The sequence below is a fragment of the Cryobacterium algoritolerans genome (assembly GCF_004402785.1).
GTDB classification, from domain to species: domain Bacteria; phylum Actinomycetota; class Actinomycetes; order Actinomycetales; family Microbacteriaceae; genus Cryobacterium; species Cryobacterium algoritolerans.
In genome coordinates, this window is the sequence record NZ_SOFP01000059.1 from 1 (window position 1) to 16,419 (window position 16,419).

Sequence of the window (16,419 nt, forward strand, 5' to 3'; positions counted from 1 at the left end):
CCGATGACGGCGACGAAACCGACCCCACAAACCAGCCATTCTGACCACCTGATCAAATGGCCGGAAACCGCGCCACAATGGCAGGTTAATTAGCGCTCAAATGGCCGGTAAAAAGTTGACAAAACACAGCCTGATCATGCGATAGGCCGCTCCCGGGGAGGGTTGACGACAAAGATCCACGCCCTCGTCGATGGGAAGGGCCGGCCTCTGGTCATGCTGACCGGGCCGGGACAGGGCGGCGACTCGCCTATGTTCCCGCTGCTGATGGGGCAGCTGCACGTCGCGCGCACTGGACCTGGGCGACCCAGAATCCGCCCCGACCGAGTGCGCGGCGACAAGGCCTACTCGTCCAAAGCCATCCGTTCCCACCTACGTAAGCGTGGAATCACCGCCGTGATTCCCCAGCCCTCGGATCAGATCGGGCACCGCAAGCGACGCGGCCAGGCCGGTGGACGACCGCCAGCCTCCGACGCCGAGGGCTAAAAGGGCCGCAACGTCGTCGAGCGTTCGGGAATAACGACTTGGATGCCTCGCTTTCGCAGCATGGCCCGGTGCGCTTTAGCCGAGTAGGCCTTGTCTGCAAGTACCCGGTCGGGTCGAGTGCGAGCCCGTCCGGGGCCGATCCGGTCGACGCTGAGCGGGTTGCGTCCCCCCGAGTGGTGTAGTTCCCGGGTTTCGATCGTTGGATTAACGACGTAGGAAACCATCGTGCGATGGTCAGTGAGAATCGTTCAAAGTTCCTCACAGAAAGACACATCACACGATGGCTTTAGACCAGTCTGCCCTGCTCACGCTCCTCGCGGAACTCAAGCTCACCAACGTCACCGATCGAATCCGAATAGTGACCGAAACCCTCTGTCAAGAACTCATCAACGCCGAGGCCCCCGCGCACATCGGCGCTGACCGGTTCGAACGCTCCGATGAGCGCACCGCCCAGCGCAACGGAACCCGCCCCCGGGTCTTCACGACGACGGCCGGGGACCTGAACCTGAAGATCCCCAAGCTGCGCCAGGGGTCGTTCTTCCCCGCCCTCCTTGAGCGGCGCCGCCGGGTGGATCAGGCCTTGTTCGCCGTTGTCGTGGAGGTTTACCTCCACGGTGTCTCGACCCGGAAAGTCGACGATCTGGTCAAGGCCCTTGGCGCGGGCACCGGCATCTCCAAGTCTGAAGTGTCCCGGATTTGCGCGGATCTTGACGGGGAAGTGGCCACGTTCCGCGACCGTGACCTCGGCGCAACCGGCTACCCCTACGTGTTCCTTGACGCCACGTACTGCAAGGCCCGTGTCAACCACCGCGTCATCTCGCAAGCCATGGTCGTGGCTATCGGTGTTGCCGCCGACGGGCGCCGCGAGGTCCGAGGTTTCGACGTCGGCGACAGCGAAAACGAGGTCTTCTGGACCGAGTTCCTCCGCTCGTTGAAGGCCCGCGGTCTGGGCGGCGNTCTGGGCGGCGTGGGGCTCGTCATCTCCGATGCCCACACCGGCCTGAAGAAAGCCATCAGCACCGTGTTCCAGGGCGCGGCCTGACAACGCTGCCGGGTGCACTTCATGCGCAATGTGCTCTCTATCGTCCCGCGGGCCAGCCACGACATGGTCGCCGCCGTCATCCGCACCATCTTCGCCCAACCCGACGCGACACACGTCCAAGCCCAGTTCGACGAGGTCACCCGGATACTCGAGCGCACCCACCCCAAGGTCGCCAAGATGCTCCACGACGCGCGCGCCGACATCCTCGCGTTCAGCGGATTCCCACCCAAACACTGGCGGCAGATCTGGTCCACCAACCCGATCGAACGCCTCAACAAAGAAATCAAACACCGCACCGACGTCGTCGGCGTGTTCCCCAACCCCGCAGCCCTGCTCCGCCTCGCAGGCGCCGTCCGCGTCGAGCAACACGACGAGTGGGAAGCCGGAGCCCGCCGCTACCTCTCCTTGGACTCCATACGCCAACTGGACGCCTTCAACACCGCCCTCACCACACCCTGCGCCCGTATGGTGAATTAAGACAGAGGTAAGGAGAATCTGTTTCATGTCGAATCGTCGTAAGTTCAGTGCTGAGTTTCGGGCCGAGGCCGTGGAGCTTGTCATTTCATCGGGCCGACCGGTCGCTCAAGTTGCACCCGAGATCGGGGTGGTCGAGGGGACGTTGGGCAATTGGGTTCGCGTCTGGAAAGAGGAACACCCGGAGGTCGGGACTGCCGAGCCGGGCCCGGTCGAGTGGGCCAAGTACAAGGCCCTGCAAGCCGAGAATGCTGAGCTGAAAAGGGAGATCGATTTCCTGGGAAAAGTCAGCGCCTTCTTCGCCGCGAAGCAACAATGAACGACTACTTCGTGTTCATCGTGACGGAGAAGGCCTCCTTTCCCATTGACTGGATGTGCCAGAAATTGAAGGTCTCGCGGGCCTCGTTCTACCGCTGGTTACGCCCGACCGTGCCGACGCCGACCCAGGTCCGCCACGACGAGCTCGACGCGCACGTGGTGCGCGTCTACACGCGTGAGAAGGGCAGGGCCGGCCGGGACCAGATCACCACGATCCTGGGCCAGGAAGGCGTCAACATCGCCTGCGGCACGGTCGGGTCCATCCTGGGCGACCACGGCCTCCGCGCCGTGCGGATGCGGGCGTGGAAGAAGACCACGACCGTTGACCCGGACGCTCGGACCGAGCACATCCAGAACCACATGCTCGATCAGGAAGGGACGCGCGATTTCACGTCAACCGCCCCGGGAACCCGGTTCTGCGGGGATATCACCTACCTGCGTACCGGCTCCGGGTGGCTCTACCTGGCGACCGTCATCGATCTCTGCACCCGGATGGTGGTGGGCTGGTCGATGGCCAGCCACATGCATACCAGCCTGATCATCGACGCCCTCAAGATGGCCCGCGACCATGGCCACCTCGACGCGAATGGTGCCATTTTCCACTCCGACCGCGGCGCCCAATACACTTCGGGTGACTTCCAGAAATGGTGCGCCGCGAACGGCGTCACGCAGTCTATGGGAGCCGTCGGCGTGTGCTGGGACAACGCTGTTGCCGAGAGTTTTTTTCACATATGAAGACCGAAATGTATTACCAGCACCACTTCGAGAATCACCTCGCCGCGAGGACCGCGGTGATGGAATACATTGAATCTTGGTACAACCGGCGTCGTCCTCATTCGCACAACGGAGGACTACAACCAGCCGCCGCGCTGGCCGCTCACCACGACCGCCGCCAAACGGCAGCGGCGTAGAAGAAAAACACATCAGATTGTCTCAACAACTTGACGGGCGCACCCGACGCCGGCACGCTGACGGGGGTGATTCCCATTCCCGAGCTCATTGCAGCATAATCAAATCAACTCACCCGCACGGTGTCGAGAAACTCCACTCAGCGGGACGTGACCCAGTGAACAATCCCCAAGACGAAAAGCAACAAAGTTCACGTGCGCCGCACTACCCGGTCGGGCGCCAACACTCCTTGCCTTCCACCGTCTCGAGCCCGGTGCCGGCGGATCGGGCGTCGTACTGCCGCACGCACTGGACCTGCACAGCGCTCCCCCGAAAACCCCAAGACTTGGATGATCGCATGATGCCGAGGGGCGCTCTCGTGCAAACTAATTGCACGCTTGGGATTGCGGCGTGGAAGTCCCGTGTTTCAGCGCATCGGTCGCACCCTGCGCGTCAACTTCTGGTAGCGATGGTCACTAATTGGAGTCGAGTGCTCGAGCTCGAATTGCCCGCACGTCGGAGATGACCACTGCAGCTCTTGCATCGCACGGAGACCGTTAGGGTTCCGGGCCCAAGCGTTAGGGAATCGTTTGTTTCGCCGCCGGGCCTCCGGTTGAGGTGTCTACTCAGATCGTACTTCCCTCGGGGGACACCGCGCTGACCGGATGAATTGTCGGCTTACGGATGGAGTTTTTTGTGTTGGACATTGTCTATGTTCTCGGCGTCGTCGCCGTTTTTGCTTTGATCGGTGTCGTGGCATGGGGGGTGGAGAAGCTGTGATCGTGTTTGACATCGTGGCTACGGTTCTGGCTGTTGCCGCGGTCGGCTACTTGGTGCTTGCCCTCGTGAAGCCGGAGCGGTTTTGATGGATGTTTGGTTCGCGGTCCTTCAGGTCCTCACCCTCGTGGCCATTCTCGCCGCGGTGTACCGGCCGCTGGGTGACTACATGGCAACGATCTACACCACCCCGCGGAACCTCAAGGTCGAGCAGGGGTTCTACCGGCTGATCGGGGTGGATGCCCGGTCTGAGCAGACGTGGCAGTCCTACCTGCACAGCGTGCTCGCCTTCTCGGCAGTCGGGGTGTTCTTCGTCTACGCGATCCAGCGTGCCCAGGCCGTGCTGCCCTATTCGCTCGGCTTCCCCGCGATCCCCGAGGGGCTGTCCTTCAACACGGCCGTGTCGTTCGTGACCAACACGAACTGGCAGTCCTACTCCCCCGACGTCACCATGGGTTATTCGGTGCAGATCGCCGGCCTGGCCGTGCAGAACTTCGTCTCGGCCGCCGTAGGTATTGCCGTCGCCATTGCCCTCGTGCGCGGATTCGCCCTGCGCCGCACAGGCACGATCGGTAATTTCTGGGTCGACCTGACCCGCGGTGTTCTTCGCCTGTTGCTGCCGCTGGCGATTGTTGCGTCGGTCGTCCTGCTCGCCGGCGGCGTGATCCAGAACTTCAATGGCTTCACCGACCTGACATCCCTGAGCGGAGGGACGCAGTCCATCCCGGGCGGCCCGGTGGCCTCACAGGAGGCGATCAAGGAGCTCGGTACGAATGGTGGCGGGTTCTTCAACGCGAACTCCGCGCACCCGTTCGAGAACCCGAGCGCCTGGACGAACCTGTTCGAGATCCTCCTCCTGCTCGTCATCCCGTTCAGCCTGCCCCGCACCTTCGGCACGATGGTCGGTGACAAGAAGCAGGGCTACGCGATCCTCGCCACCATGGCTACCATCTTCGTGGTCTCGCTGACCGCGGTGACGATCTTCGAAATGAACGGTGCCGGAACCGCGCCCGGCCTGGCGGGCGGGGCGATGGAGGGCAAGGAGACCCGGTTCGGCATCGCCGGTTCGACCCTTTTCGCCTCGGCGACGACCCTGACCTCGACCGGAGCGGTCAACTCCATGCACGATTCGTACACGGCGTTGGGAGGGATGATGCCGATGCTGAACATGATGCTCGGCGAAGTCGCCCCCGGCGGCACCGGTTCCGGTCTTTACGGGATGCTTATCCTCGCAGTGATCGCCGTGTTCGTCGCCGGGCTCCTCGTCGGCCGCACCCCGGAATATCTGGGCAAGAAAATCGGCCCGAGGGAGATCAAGCTCGCGAGCATCTACATCCTGATCACGCCCACACTGGTGCTCACCGGCACCGCACTGAGTTTCGCGATCCCGGCGGTGCGAGCGGACGTGGAAGGCACATCGATCTGGAACCCCGGGCTGCACGGCCTGTCCGAAGTGCTCTACGCGTTCACCTCCGCAGCCAACAACAACGGCTCCGCCTTTGCCGGGCTGACCGCGAATACCCCGTGGTTCAATACGGCGCTCGGCGTTGCCATGCTCCTCGGCCGATTCCTGCCGATCGTGTTCGTACTCGCCTTGGCCGGCTCGATCGCCGCGCAGGACAAGGTTCCGGCGACCGCCGGCACCCTGCCGACAAGCCGGCCGCAATTCGTCGGACTGCTGATCGGAGTCACGATCATCATCACCGCACTGACCTATTTCCCCGTACTCGCGCTAGGCCCCCTGGCGGAAGGACTGCAGTAACCATCATGACAACTCTCACCGAGACAGCCGCCGTAGAACGACCGCCCGAACCTGGGCACCACCCGCCCACACCCAAGGGTGCAATCAGTGTCGGGCAACTCGTCGCCGCGCTACCCGGCGCCTTCCGGAAGCTCGACCCCCGGCAGATGTGGCGCAACCCGGTCATGTTCATCGTCGAAGTCGGCGCGGTCCTGACGACCGTGATGGCCATCGCCGAACCGTTCCTCGGCGGCCCGACCGAGTCCGGAGGTGCGGCGGTCCCCTCCTCCTTCACTGCGGGGATCGCTTTTTGGCTGTGGCTGACCGTCGTCTTCGCCAACCTGGCCGAGTCGGTAGCCGAGGGCCGCGGCAAGGCCCAGGCCGACAGTCTGCGACAGACCCGCACCAGCACCACCGCGCACCGGGTTGAGGGCTACGACCCTACCGGGGATGCCGCCGCCGAACGGGCAGTCGTGACCGAACTCTCCTCCGCCGAGCTCACTCTCGGGGACACCGTTGTCGTCGTCGCCGGCGAACTCGTCCCGGGAGACGGGGACATCGTGTCGGGCATCGCCTCGATCGACGAATCCGCTATCACCGGCGAGTCCGCACCGGTGATCCGCGAATCCGGCGGCGACCGCAGCGCCGTCACCGGCGGCACCCGCGTGCTCTCCGACCGGATCGTGGTGAAGATCACGAGCAAACCGGGCGAAACGTTCGTCGACCGGATGATCGCCCTGGTCGAAGGCGCGGCCCGCCAGAAGACACCCAACGAACTCGCGTTGAACATCCTCCTGGCCAGCCTCTCGATCATCTTTGTCGTCGTCACCCTGACGATCAATCCCATCGCCTCCTACTCGGCTGCAGCCGTGAGCGTGCCCGTCCTCGTCGCCCTCCTGGTCTGTCTCATCCCGACGACTATCGGTGCGTTGCTCTCCGCGATCGGCATCGCCGGAATGGACCGTCTCGTGCAGCGCAATGTGCTGGCCATGTCCGGGCGCGCCGTCGAGGCCGCCGGCGACGTGACCATCCTGCTGCTCGACAAGACCGGCACCATCACCTACGGCAACCGGCAGGCACGAGAATTCACCCCCCTGACCGGGGTTACGAGAGAAGAACTGGTCAGGGCGGCCGCACTGTCGTCGCTGAGCGACCCGACTCCTGAAGGCAAATCGATCGTCGACCTTGCCGCGGAAAACGGTTTCCATAATGAAGGAACACTGGCCGGCGATATTGTTCCATTCACCGCTCAGACCCGGATGAGCGGTATCGACCTCCCCGACGGGACCCACATCAGAAAGGGCGCCGGATCAGCCGTGATCGCCTGGGTCGAGGAATCCGCGCGCGCCGCAGGCACCGTCCTGACCGACCTCGACGACCAGGTCGGGCGCATCTCACGCCTGGGCGGTACCCCGCTCGTGGTGGCAGCTGTCTACGCCGACGGTGCCCGCCGCATCCTCGGTGTGGTCTACCTCAAAGACATCGTCAAGGAGGGAATCGCCCAACGATTCGCTGAACTCCGCTCCATGGGCATCCGCACCATCATGGTCACCGGCGACAACCCCCTCACCGCGAAAACCATCGCCGCGGAGGCCGGCGTGGACGACTTTCTCGCCGAAGCCACCCCAGAAGACAAGCTCGCCCTCATCCGCCGCGAACAGGAAGGCGGCAACCTGGTCGCGATGACCGGCGATGGCACGAACGACGCCCCAGCGTTGGCCCAGGCGGACGTCGGAGTGGCCATGAACACCGGCACGAGCGCGGCGAAGGAGGCCGGGAACATGGTCGATCTCGACTCCGACCCGACCAAGCTCATCGACATCGTGCGGATCGGCAAGCAGCTCCTGATCACCCGCGGGGCCCTCACCACGTTCTCGATCGCCAACGACGTCGCCAAATACTTCGCGATCATTCCCGCGATGTTCGCGGGCGTGTTCCCCGGCCTCGCCGTGCTGAACATCATGCAGCTGCACTCACCGGCGTCAGCGATCATGTCCGCGATCATTTTCAACGCGATCATCATCATCGTGCTGATCCCGCTCGCGCTGCGCGGGGTGAAGTACCGCCCGGCTGCCGCGTCGAGCATCCTCAGCCGCAACCTGCTCATTTACGGCCTCGGCGGCGTCATCGCCCCCTTCCTCGGCATCAAACTGGTCGACCTTGTGGTCGCCTTGATCCCCGGCTTCTGAGTAACCCATGGACCTGACAACAACGAAAACGGAAACCACACCATGAGCTCACGACGCACAGCCACCCAACGCTACGGGGTCGCCTTCCGCGCGATGCTCGTCTTCACGGCCGTCCTCGGTCTTGCCTACCCGCTGACGATCACCCTGATCGGGCAGCTCGCCCTACCTGCCCAGGCAAACGGCTCACTCGTCACAGTCGAGACCAAAACGGGTGGGCCCGAAACGGTCGGGTCGGCCCTGATCGGGCAGTCCTTCACCGATGCAGAGGGCACCCCGCTACCGGAATGGTTCCAACCGCGTCCCTCCGCAGCCGGCGACGGCTATGACGCCGCCGCATCCAGCGGCAGCAACTGGGGTCCGGAGAATCCCGATCTCATCCAAGCCATCACCGAACGAAAAAAGGCCATCGCAGAGTCAGACGGTGCGAGGGCCGAACACATCCCCGCTGACGCGCTCACCGCGTCCGCATCGGGACTCGATCCGCACATCAGCCCGGCATACGCCAGGCTGCAGGTGAGCCGAATTGCCCAGGAACGCGGGCTCCCAGAAGCGGACGTAAGCGCTCTGGTCGAAAGCAACATTCAGGGACGTGACCTGGGATACTTGGGCGACCCGACTGTCAACGTGCTCGAACTGAACATCGCACTTGCCGGGCTGAAGGGCTAAACAGTGAAACGGGGACGACTGCGGGTACTGCTGGGTGCCGCACCCGGCGTCGGCAAGACCTACACCATGCTCGAAGAAGGCCGTCGTCTCCGCGACGAAGGCAAAGATGTCGTCGTCGCCGTCGTGGAAACCCACGGACGAGCAGCAACGTCGTCGATGCTCGAGGGCCTCGAGGTCGTCCCCCGGGTGGCGGTCGAACACCGTGGCGTCGAATTGACCGAGATGGACCTGGCGGGAGTGCTCGCTCGCCACCCGGACATCGCCCTGGTCGACGAACTCGCCCACACCAACGCGCCCGGGTCGCTGCACTCCAAACGCTTCCAGGATGTCGAGGCCATCCTCGAGGCCGGGATTGACGTGATCTCGACGGTGAACATTCAACACATCGAGTCCCTCAACGACGTCGTGCAGCAGATCACCGGGGTGCCGCAACGGGAAACGCTGCCAGACTCCGTGCTCCGAAAAGCCGACCAGGTCGAGGTGGTCGACCTGGCACCTCAGGCGCTGCGGGACAGGCTCGCCGAAGGGCACGTCTACCCGTCTGCCCGGATCGACGCGGCCCTCTCGAACTATTTCCGTCTAGGAAATCTCACGGCCCTCCGCGAACTCGCCCTGCTCTGGCTCGCCGACGAAGTCGACACGGCGCTGAAAACGTACCGGACCGATCACGGCATAGACAGCAAATGGGAGGCCCGCGAACGCGTCGTCGTCGCACTGACCGGCGGGCCGGAGGGCGAGACCCTGATCAGGCGCGGCGCCCGGATCGCGGCACGGTCAGCCGGCGGTGAACTCATCGCCGCCCACGTGATCAACCAAGACGGACTCAGGGCCCCGCACCCCGGCGCCCTCGCAACCCAACGCGCCCTCGTCGAGGAACTCGGCGGCAGCTACCACCAGGTCGTCGGCAACGACACCTCCCGCGCGCTCGTCGACTTCGCCAGGGCTGCCAACGCCACCCAACTCGTCATTGGGGTCAGCCGCCGCAACCGGCTCACCGCTGCCCTGTCTGGACCCGGAATCGGGGCGACCATCGTGCGGGAATCCGGCGACATCGACGTGCACATCGTCACCCACTCCGCCGCCGGCGGCAAATTCACACTCCCACCCCTCGGCGGCGCCCTCACCCCACGACGCCGACTAGCCGGCCTCGCGCTGGCCCTCATCGGCGGGCCCATCCTGACCTGGCTACTCGTCTCAATCCGCACCCCGGCATCCATCACCAGCGACGTCCTCAGCTACCAACTCCTCGTCGTCGTGGTCGCCCTCGTCGGCGGCCTGTGGCCAGCACTGTTCGCCGCGCTGCTATCCGGGCTGACCCTAGACTTCTTCTTCGTCGCACCCATCAACACCATCACCATCGCCGACCCCCTCCACGCCATCGCCCTCGCCCTCTACCTCGTCAACGCGGGACTAGTCAGTTACGTCGTCGACCAGGCGGCCCGCCGCACCCGCACCGCGCAGCGCTCGGCGGCGGAATCAGAACTCCTCGCCACGGTCGCCGGCAGCGTCCTCCGCGGCGAAGACGCCCTACAAGCCCTCGTCACCCGCACCCAGGAAGCTTTCGGGCTCACCGCGGTTCGATTAATGGCCGGACAGAAGCTCCTGGCCGAAGCCGGTGAAACAACCGACGCTCCCGCCACGACCGTGCCCGTCGGAACCCGGGCGGTGCTCGAACTCCACGGGCCCGATTTGGAAGCCTCGGAGCGTCGCCTGCTGACTGTCATCGCGACCCAGATCGACGCCACGCTCGAACACACCGACCTCGCCCAGACCGCCAGCAAGATCGGTCCGCTGGCCGAAGCCGACCGGATGCGCAGCGCCTTGCTCGCCGCGGTCGGCCACGACCTCCGCAGACCGCTGGCCGCTGCCACCACCGCCATCAGCGGGCTGCGCGCCATCGATGTCGACCTCACAGAGTCTGACCGCACCGAACTCCTCGCGACCGCCGGGGAAAGTCTCGACTCGCTCGCAGCACTCGTCACCAATCTCCTCGACGTCAGCCGGCTCCAGGCCGGGGCGCTGGCCGTCTCCCTCAGCTCCGTGGACGTGCCGGATGTCGTGCTACCCGCACTCGACGAGTTGGGGCTGGGCCCCGCAACAGTCGAACTTGACCTCCCTGCCGAGCTCCCACCCGTCCTCGCCGACTCCGGACTTCTCCAGCGAGCCATCGTCAATCTCCTCGCCAACGCCACCCGATTCTCCCCACCCGGCACCCCCACCCGGATCGCGGCGAGCGATTTCGCCGGCACCGTCCAGATCAGGATCGCGGATCAAGGGCCGGGCATCCCTGCTGACCGCTGGGACGACGTGTTCGTACCCTTCCAACGGCTCGGAGACACCGACAACCTGACCGGGCTCGGGCTCGGACTTGCCCTTTCGAAAGGCTTCGTCGAAGGCATGGGCGGCACCCTGGAAGCTGAGGACACTCCCGGCGGAGGCCTCACCATGGTCATCACTCTCCCGGCCGTCCCCCACTCACAGATCGAAGAACCCGCATGAAGATCCTGATCGCCGACGATGACCCCCAAATCCTCCGCGCCCTCCGCATCACCCTCGGCGCCCGGGGCTACGACATTGTCACCGCCGAAGACGGCCAAGCCGCCATCAACACGGCGATCGACCAGCACCCCGACCTGGTCATGCTCGACCTGGGCATGCCTCGCCTCGACGGGCTCTCCGTCATCGACGCCCTCCGTGGCTGGAGCAGCGTCCCCATCCTCGTCGTCTCCGGCCGAACCGGAGCAGCAGACAAAGTCGAGGCGCTCGACCGAGGAGCCGACGACTATGTCACAAAACCGTTCTCGATCGACGAACTCCTCGCCCGCATCCGCGCTCTGACCCGCCGAGTCCCCGCCGCGGACGAGGAACCCGTCATCATTTTCGGCTCTATCACCGTCGACCTTTCCGCGAAACAAGTCGTCCGCACTACGGGCGGAACCAACGAACCCATTCGGTTGACGCCCACCGAATGGCACATCCTCGAGGTCCTCCTCCGCAATCCCGGCAAACTCGTCAGCAAGCACACGCTCTCTACCGCAGTGTGGGGACCTCACCCGACAAGCGACACCGGATATCTTCGCCTCTACGTCGCCCAACTCCGGAAGAAGTTGGAACCGGACCCGTCCGCACCCCACTACTTACTCACCGAGGCCGGCATGGGCTACCGATTCAGCCCCGACACAGAGCCGTCATAGACGGGCAGTCCCGCGGCCAAAAGGCCTTCAACGCCTGTGCGGCCTCCCGAGTGGGATTACGCAGAGCACCGGACCAGCCAGGGCCAGATTGCCACCTCGATGAACTCCGGGAGCCGGTCATAGGAACGACCGGCATTAGAGAACTCGAACCGTCGACGCCGGCACGCATCCGCGCAACCGGGTCGGCGTCAGCTATGACCTCAATCCCTTGGGTATCGACCCCTGCGACGTGATGAGCCTGCAGCCTCGGTATGTCGTGGGTAGGCCTTATGAGTGTCAGAGCCCCGACCTACACTCCCCCTATCGAATAGACGTTCGAAAGCGAGGGTTGGAGGTACGGCTACGTGGAGACTCTTTTCGACGGCTCGTGGCTGGCGCGCATCATTCCGACGTCGGGTTCGAACCGCACCACGACGGAACCCCTGATTGTGCGGGTCATTGACTACACGATCGATGATGGGCGTGAGAATCCCGAGAGTTACCGGCTCCTGAGCACGATCCTCGATCCCTCCGTCGCCAGCGCGGAGGAGCTCGCTGGCGTGTACTCGGAACGGTGGGAGATTGAGAGCACGTTCGATGAACTCAAAACGCACCAACGCGGCCCCAAGGCCGTGCTGCGGTCCAAATCGCCCGACCTGATCCTGCAGGAAATTTGGAGGCATCTGTGCTGCCACTACGCGATCCGCACCCTGATGGCTGACACCGCCGCACACGCCGGACGTGACCCCGACCGGGTCTCCTTCATTGCCGCACTACGTATCGCCCGCCGCTCTACGGCTCAGGGCGCCTTTTCCCCCTCAACACCCTGATCAAGCAGAAGCGACCTGGCGCCACGCTATCCGCAGGCTCCTGAAACGCCTCAACCCCGCCCGCCGAAAACGGTCACACCCCCGCGTCATCAAACGCAAGATCTCCAAATGGCTCGCCAAACGAGAACACCACACACGATGGCCACAACCCCAGCACGAAGCACACATCACCATCAAAACGCTTAACTGAACGGTATTGAGGCTAATCGGCGCGCCGCACAACCATTGACGGGCACCCGTCGGAATCGACAACGGCACGTCGGGCTGCAGCTTGGCTAATGTGACGCGGCCGAACTATTTTCCGGTCCAGCAGCCGAGGATGGCAGTAGCTATTTCATAGGAGAAAGCGGTGCGGGTGACGCCCTGCGGCCCGATCTTGTCCGTCAGCATTCTGGCGTCAACTTGTAACGTCATATTGTCCTTGAGGAAGACGACCACGCCGTCTGCGGTTTCGTAGGCGGGGAATCCGAGGTTCGCAAGTCCTTCAACGGGCTGGACGGGGGCTAGTTTTCCTTGCATCGTGTCGAAGTAGCTTCGGGCGGACGCTGCGTCCGTGGATTCCTCCACGGAGACTACAAAATCTCCACTAGTTAGTTGGTATGTGCAGGTGTATCGGCGATGGATCCAGCTGTCGACGGAGTGTGGCGGGGCGGCAAGGGACAGTGCGAGTGTGATGTTGTCACGTGTTTCTGTGCCGCAAATCATACGTGCTGATGCGGACGGCCCTCCCGCCGAGCTGCCTGCCGATGTCGACTGCGGAATTGGGGAGGCTGACGTTCCTGGCATGGACATTCCGGGCTCCATTGTGTTCCTGGCGTCGGAGGAGGTAGCGACGCATCCAACCAACAAAGCTGTAGGGGCCACCACGATCGCAAGAAGCCAGTTGCGCCTGTTCATCTATGTCATGGTCCTGCTACGCCGCATGGCTGGACACCAAACTGGCGTAGACAACAACGTTGTCTGGGTACGTGCGAGTGGTTTTGTTGAACTGGCCACCACAGGTAATCAAACGTAGTCCCGCATGGTCGATGTTGCCGTAAACGGTGAACTGCGGAAAGTTATCCTTCGGGTATTCTTCCACTCTGTCGACCACGAATACAGCCACTGTCGCATCGGCTCGAGTAACCAAAACCTCATCGCCGGGACGCATGTCACCGAGTCGGTAGAACACCGTGCGTCCCTCCACTCTGGAGTCGACGTGACCCAAGATGACCGACGGTCCGATCGCGCCAGGGGTGGGCGAACCGGTGTACCAGCCGGCGGGAGAGGCTTCGTCCAACGACGGCGTCTGCACCGTACCGTCCGGATTCTGCCCCAATTGCATCAGGACAGAGTGCACCCCAATCGCGGGGATGTTGATCTGGGTGGGCTCGGAGGCAGTCAAAATCGGGCCGACAACCCGGGCAACCTGCGGAGCCGGCAGCACGGAGATGGGCTCCGGTGAGGGCGTGATGGTGACGGGCTGCTGCGCGGGGCTCGCCTCAGCGGCCGAGGCCGGTGGCCGTGGAGGAGGGGGGTTGCCCCACAGACCGAAACCGATCGCCGTACAGCCGATAGCGATGAACAGAACCGTCGCGGCGGTAGCCAGACGGCTACCGCGGCGACGGTTGTTATCCGGGATAATCACCGGTGTTCAAAACGATCTCAGCCGCGTGCGGCGAGACGTCGACGAACTATCACCGCGCCACCTGCCGCGACCAGGAACCCCGCACCGAGGGCGAGAAGGCCAGTGTCAGCACCGCTTGATGTGCTGCCACCACCGGTTTGCACGCCCCCCTTGGGCATGTTCGCTTGCGACGCTTTCAGGGAGCCGCACAAAGCCGGCGACGTGGCTGCCAGGGGCAGACTCGGAACCAGATCGCTTTTCGCGTCCTGTGCTGCTTTCGTCAACGTGGTCGGGTCTAGACCGTGGACCACCACAACAGCCGTGCCTGCCTTTAGCGAGGCCGCGGTGGCAGCGTCCAACGTGAAGGTGCGGTTGTAGGTGAAGCTTCCACCCATCCCGGCAACCTTGAGATCAGTTCCGGCCGCCGGACTCGTGTCGCCGCTGGTGGACAACGTGGTGCCAATCGCTCCGTAAGACGGCAGACCTTCGGTCGTGCTGATCACCCCATCTCCGTTGGTGTCAGCTGCCGGGGTGGGGCACACCCCCTTCGCTCCGATGTGGATGTGCTGAACGTGTGGATACGGATTACCGGAGAAAGTCTCGGCTAGACCACTGACGGTCTCGGTAACTGTGGCCTGGTCACCCGAAACCTTGATGGAAAACGTACCGCTGCCCTTACTGCCGTTTATCGAATCGAGCGTTCCCTGATAGGACGCGTCACCTGTGGCGGCGAAGGCTGGACCACTCGTCAATACGGCAACGCCCAAAGCCAACGCTGGCACAAGCAAAAGTGCTGTCTTCTTCTTTTTCATTAGGATCCCTTACTAGGCGGCTGTTTCGGACACGTGCTTGGAGCGAAAACATGACGAGTACAAGGAATTGTTGACGCTTCCTCGACGCAACCCGCGCAACTTGGGACCAGCAGACTGCGCTGCTCTGCCACATACTGTCTACGGGAACGGTCTTTTTGTCAAGAGCTCGCGTTGACTCATAAGAAACCTCCGCGTAGCCCCATTCGTTGCCTCATTTGAAAACCTCCGCTTCGGCGTGGTTCGGGGATGAGACGATGATTGTGGGTTACGCGCGTTTCTATGGAGCTGACGATGACGCAGCGGCAGGCTGTGACGAGGAAGAAAACGCTTGCGTATCGCAGCGCCGACCGGGCTGGTCAGGGCCGGATACTGACCGAGTTGGTGGAGCTGACCGGGTGGCATCGCGACTACGCGCGGGCGGCGTTGCCGGCCGCGGTGACGCTCAGGGTGGTGAAGCCCAGGGCAGGGCGGGCACCGAAACCTATGGGCCGGCCGTGACGAGGGCGCTGGTGAAGTGCTGGGGGTGTTGCGGGCACCGGCGGGGAAGCGTCTCGCACCGATGCTGGGCGTGCTGGTGCCGTTGCTGCGCCGTGATGACGAGCTCGACCTCACCGACGCCGAGGCGGCCTTGCTGGTGCGGATGAGCGCGGCGACGATCGACCGGCGGCTCGCCCCGGACCGGCGAAGCTGCTATCCCGTGGCCGGTCGCATACCAAGCCCGGAACGCTGCTGAAGTCGCAGATCCTGATCCGCACCTGGGCCGACTGGGATGACGCGGTCCCCGGGTTCGTGGAGATTGATTTGGACTCGAGACCCTTTCCCTGGAGAAGAAACCCACCGTCCCAAAACCAGCCGTCAACAGCGCCTGGAACACGTGACTTCCGAGGAGGTTTTCGATTGAGGCAATGATCAACCTTCCCGGAGGTATTGACATGAGGCACCAGGGAGCTACTCCTCCCGCACACGCACGACGCGGCCGACTCGATCGACAGCGCTCTCGAGGCCAGCTCCCAAGGCGTTCAGGCACTGAAGATGAGTCTCCTCATGCTTCTGGGCACGACGATCCTGCAGTTCGCGATCTTCCTCACCAGCGGCTCCGTTGCCCTGTTGGCCAGCACAATCCACAACTTCTCCCACGCCCTCATCGTCGTGCACGCCCTCCCCAGCCTCGACGACCTGTCAATCCGGGCAGTCACCGCGACCGCCCCCACGAACACTAAAAGTCTGCCGACGGTCCCATCGGAGCTGCCGGCAATACCCCGTCATGCCATTCACCTTCGGAATCGCTCACGTCTCAGTCAGTGGATGCTCCTAGATGAGTGAGTCCTAATCGATTGGCTTCGCGCTGATCGCGGAGTCCGATTGGACTTCTCCCGCGTGGACGCTGTTAATCGAAGGCGGAGGGTGTTAAACCCTGTTT

12 protein-coding genes and 5 pseudogenes are annotated in these 16,419 nt (G+C 63.6%); 13 read left to right on the forward strand and 4 right to left on the reverse strand.

Features of this window, described 5'->3' with window-relative positions; all coding sequences use genetic code 11:
* Window positions 1–129: 129 nt before the first annotated feature.
* Window positions 130–480, forward strand: a pseudogene (locus E3O19_RS12835) (transposase); the annotation flags it as partial.
* A gap of 44 nt (window positions 481–524) precedes the next feature.
* Here E3O19_RS12835 and E3O19_RS18420 read toward each other — a convergent pair.
* Window positions 525–641 (reverse strand): annotated as a pseudogene (locus tag E3O19_RS18420) (IS5/IS1182 family transposase); the annotation flags it as partial.
* A 122-nt stretch (window positions 642–763) separates the two neighbouring features.
* On the opposite strand from E3O19_RS18420, the pseudogene E3O19_RS12840 reads away from it, so the two are divergent.
* The 9 genes and pseudogenes from E3O19_RS12840 to E3O19_RS12880 all read left to right on the forward strand — a co-directional run.
* Window positions 764–2,002: pseudogene (locus E3O19_RS12840) on the forward strand (IS256 family transposase).
* A 25-nt stretch (window positions 2,003–2,027) separates the two neighbouring features.
* Window positions 2,028–3,228 (forward strand): annotated as a pseudogene (locus E3O19_RS12845) (IS3 family transposase).
* Window positions 3,229–3,981: 753 nt separating this feature from the next.
* The gene (locus E3O19_RS12850; RefSeq protein WP_134568195.1) at window positions 3,982–4,071 is read left to right on the forward strand and encodes a potassium-transporting ATPase subunit F; all 90 of its coding nucleotides are present in this window, start codon (window positions 3,982–3,984) and stop codon (window positions 4,069–4,071) included.
* Window positions 4,071–5,744, forward strand: a complete 1,674-nt coding sequence (gene kdpA / locus E3O19_RS12855; protein WP_134568197.1) for a potassium-transporting ATPase subunit KdpA — start codon at window positions 4,071–4,073, stop codon at window positions 5,742–5,744. Before E3O19_RS12850 ends, kdpA begins: the two co-directional genes overlap by 1 nt.
* Window positions 5,745–5,749: 5 nt before the next feature.
* Window positions 5,750–7,912 carry a potassium-transporting ATPase subunit KdpB gene (gene kdpB / locus E3O19_RS12860; protein ID WP_134568199.1) on the forward strand — a complete coding sequence of 721 codons (2,163 nt, stop codon included), beginning with the start codon at window positions 5,750–5,752 and terminating at the stop codon, window positions 7,910–7,912.
* 42 nt (window positions 7,913–7,954) lie between these two features.
* Window positions 7,955–8,578 (forward strand): potassium-transporting ATPase subunit KdpC, encoded by a 624-nt coding sequence (gene kdpC, locus E3O19_RS12865; protein ID WP_134568201.1) that lies wholly within the window; start codon window positions 7,955–7,957, stop codon window positions 8,576–8,578.
* 3 nt (window positions 8,579–8,581) lie between these two features.
* Complete coding sequence (locus E3O19_RS12870; RefSeq protein ID WP_134568204.1) at window positions 8,582–11,077, forward strand: DUF4118 domain-containing protein; 2,496 nt, start codon at window positions 8,582–8,584, stop codon at window positions 11,075–11,077.
* A complete protein-coding gene (locus E3O19_RS12875; RefSeq protein ID WP_134568206.1) occupies window positions 11,074–11,772 on the forward strand; it encodes a response regulator in 699 nt (232 codons plus the stop codon). Before E3O19_RS12870 ends, E3O19_RS12875 begins: the two co-directional genes overlap by 4 nt.
* A gap of 341 nt (window positions 11,773–12,113) precedes the next feature.
* Window positions 12,114–12,581: pseudogene (locus tag E3O19_RS12880) on the forward strand (transposase); the annotation flags it as partial.
* Between the two features lie 294 nt (window positions 12,582–12,875).
* Here E3O19_RS12880 and E3O19_RS12890 read toward each other — a convergent pair.
* The 3 genes from E3O19_RS12890 to E3O19_RS12900 all read right to left on the reverse strand — a co-directional run bounded on the left by E3O19_RS12890 (window position 12,876) and on the right by E3O19_RS12900 (window position 14,999).
* Window positions 12,876–13,148: a hypothetical protein gene (locus tag E3O19_RS12890; protein WP_134568210.1), complete on the reverse strand. Its 273-nt coding sequence runs from the start codon at window positions 13,146–13,148 to the stop codon at window positions 12,876–12,878.
* A gap of 346 nt (window positions 13,149–13,494) precedes the next feature.
* On the reverse strand, window positions 13,495–14,208 hold the full coding sequence (locus tag E3O19_RS12895; protein ID WP_134568212.1) for a class F sortase: 714 nt from the start codon (window positions 14,206–14,208) through the stop codon (window positions 13,495–13,497).
* A 17-nt stretch (window positions 14,209–14,225) separates the two neighbouring features.
* Window positions 14,226–14,999, reverse strand: coding sequence for a hypothetical protein (locus E3O19_RS12900; protein WP_134568214.1), 774 nt, complete (start codon window positions 14,997–14,999; stop codon window positions 14,226–14,228).
* A 291-nt stretch (window positions 15,000–15,290) separates the two neighbouring features.
* Here E3O19_RS12900 and E3O19_RS18015 point away from each other — a divergent pair, with 291 nt between their 5' ends.
* The 3 genes from E3O19_RS18015 to E3O19_RS18705 all read left to right on the forward strand — a co-directional run bounded on the left by E3O19_RS18015 (window position 15,291) and on the right by E3O19_RS18705 (window position 16,322).
* Window positions 15,291–15,497, forward strand: coding sequence for a hypothetical protein (locus tag E3O19_RS18015; RefSeq protein WP_194087919.1), 207 nt, complete (start codon window positions 15,291–15,293; stop codon window positions 15,495–15,497).
* 61 nt (window positions 15,498–15,558) lie between these two features.
* Window positions 15,559–15,732: a hypothetical protein gene (locus E3O19_RS18020; protein WP_194087920.1), complete on the forward strand. Its 174-nt coding sequence runs from the start codon at window positions 15,559–15,561 to the stop codon at window positions 15,730–15,732.
* A gap of 299 nt (window positions 15,733–16,031) precedes the next feature.
* Complete coding sequence (locus E3O19_RS18705; RefSeq protein WP_338145100.1) at window positions 16,032–16,322, forward strand: hypothetical protein; 291 nt, start codon at window positions 16,032–16,034, stop codon at window positions 16,320–16,322.
* Window positions 16,323–16,419: the final 97 nt, after the last annotated feature.

What these genes read in the sequence shown, in the direction of transcription:
- kdpA (WP_134568197.1), top strand. Translation starts at nt 4,071, where the DNA reads ATGGATGTTTGGTTCGCGGTCCTTCAGGTCCTCACCCTCGTGGCCATT.
- kdpB (WP_134568199.1), top strand. Translation starts at nt 5,750, where the DNA reads ATGACAACTCTCACCGAGACAGCCGCCGTAGAACGACCGCCCGAACCT.
- kdpC (WP_134568201.1), top strand. Translation starts at nt 7,955, where the DNA reads ATGAGCTCACGACGCACAGCCACCCAACGCTACGGGGTCGCCTTCCGC.
- E3O19_RS12875 (WP_134568206.1), top strand. Translation starts at nt 11,074, where the DNA reads ATGAAGATCCTGATCGCCGACGATGACCCCCAAATCCTCCGCGCCCTC.
- E3O19_RS12900 (WP_134568214.1), bottom strand. Translation starts at nt 14,999, where the DNA reads ATGAAAAAGAAGAAGACAGCACTTTTGCTTGTGCCAGCGTTGGCTTTG.
- E3O19_RS18015 (WP_194087919.1), top strand. Translation starts at nt 15,291, where the DNA reads ATGACGCAGCGGCAGGCTGTGACGAGGAAGAAAACGCTTGCGTATCGC.
- E3O19_RS18020 (WP_194087920.1), top strand. Translation starts at nt 15,559, where the DNA reads ATGCTGGGCGTGCTGGTGCCGTTGCTGCGCCGTGATGACGAGCTCGAC.
- E3O19_RS18705 (WP_338145100.1), top strand. Translation starts at nt 16,032, where the DNA reads ATGAGTCTCCTCATGCTTCTGGGCACGACGATCCTGCAGTTCGCGATC.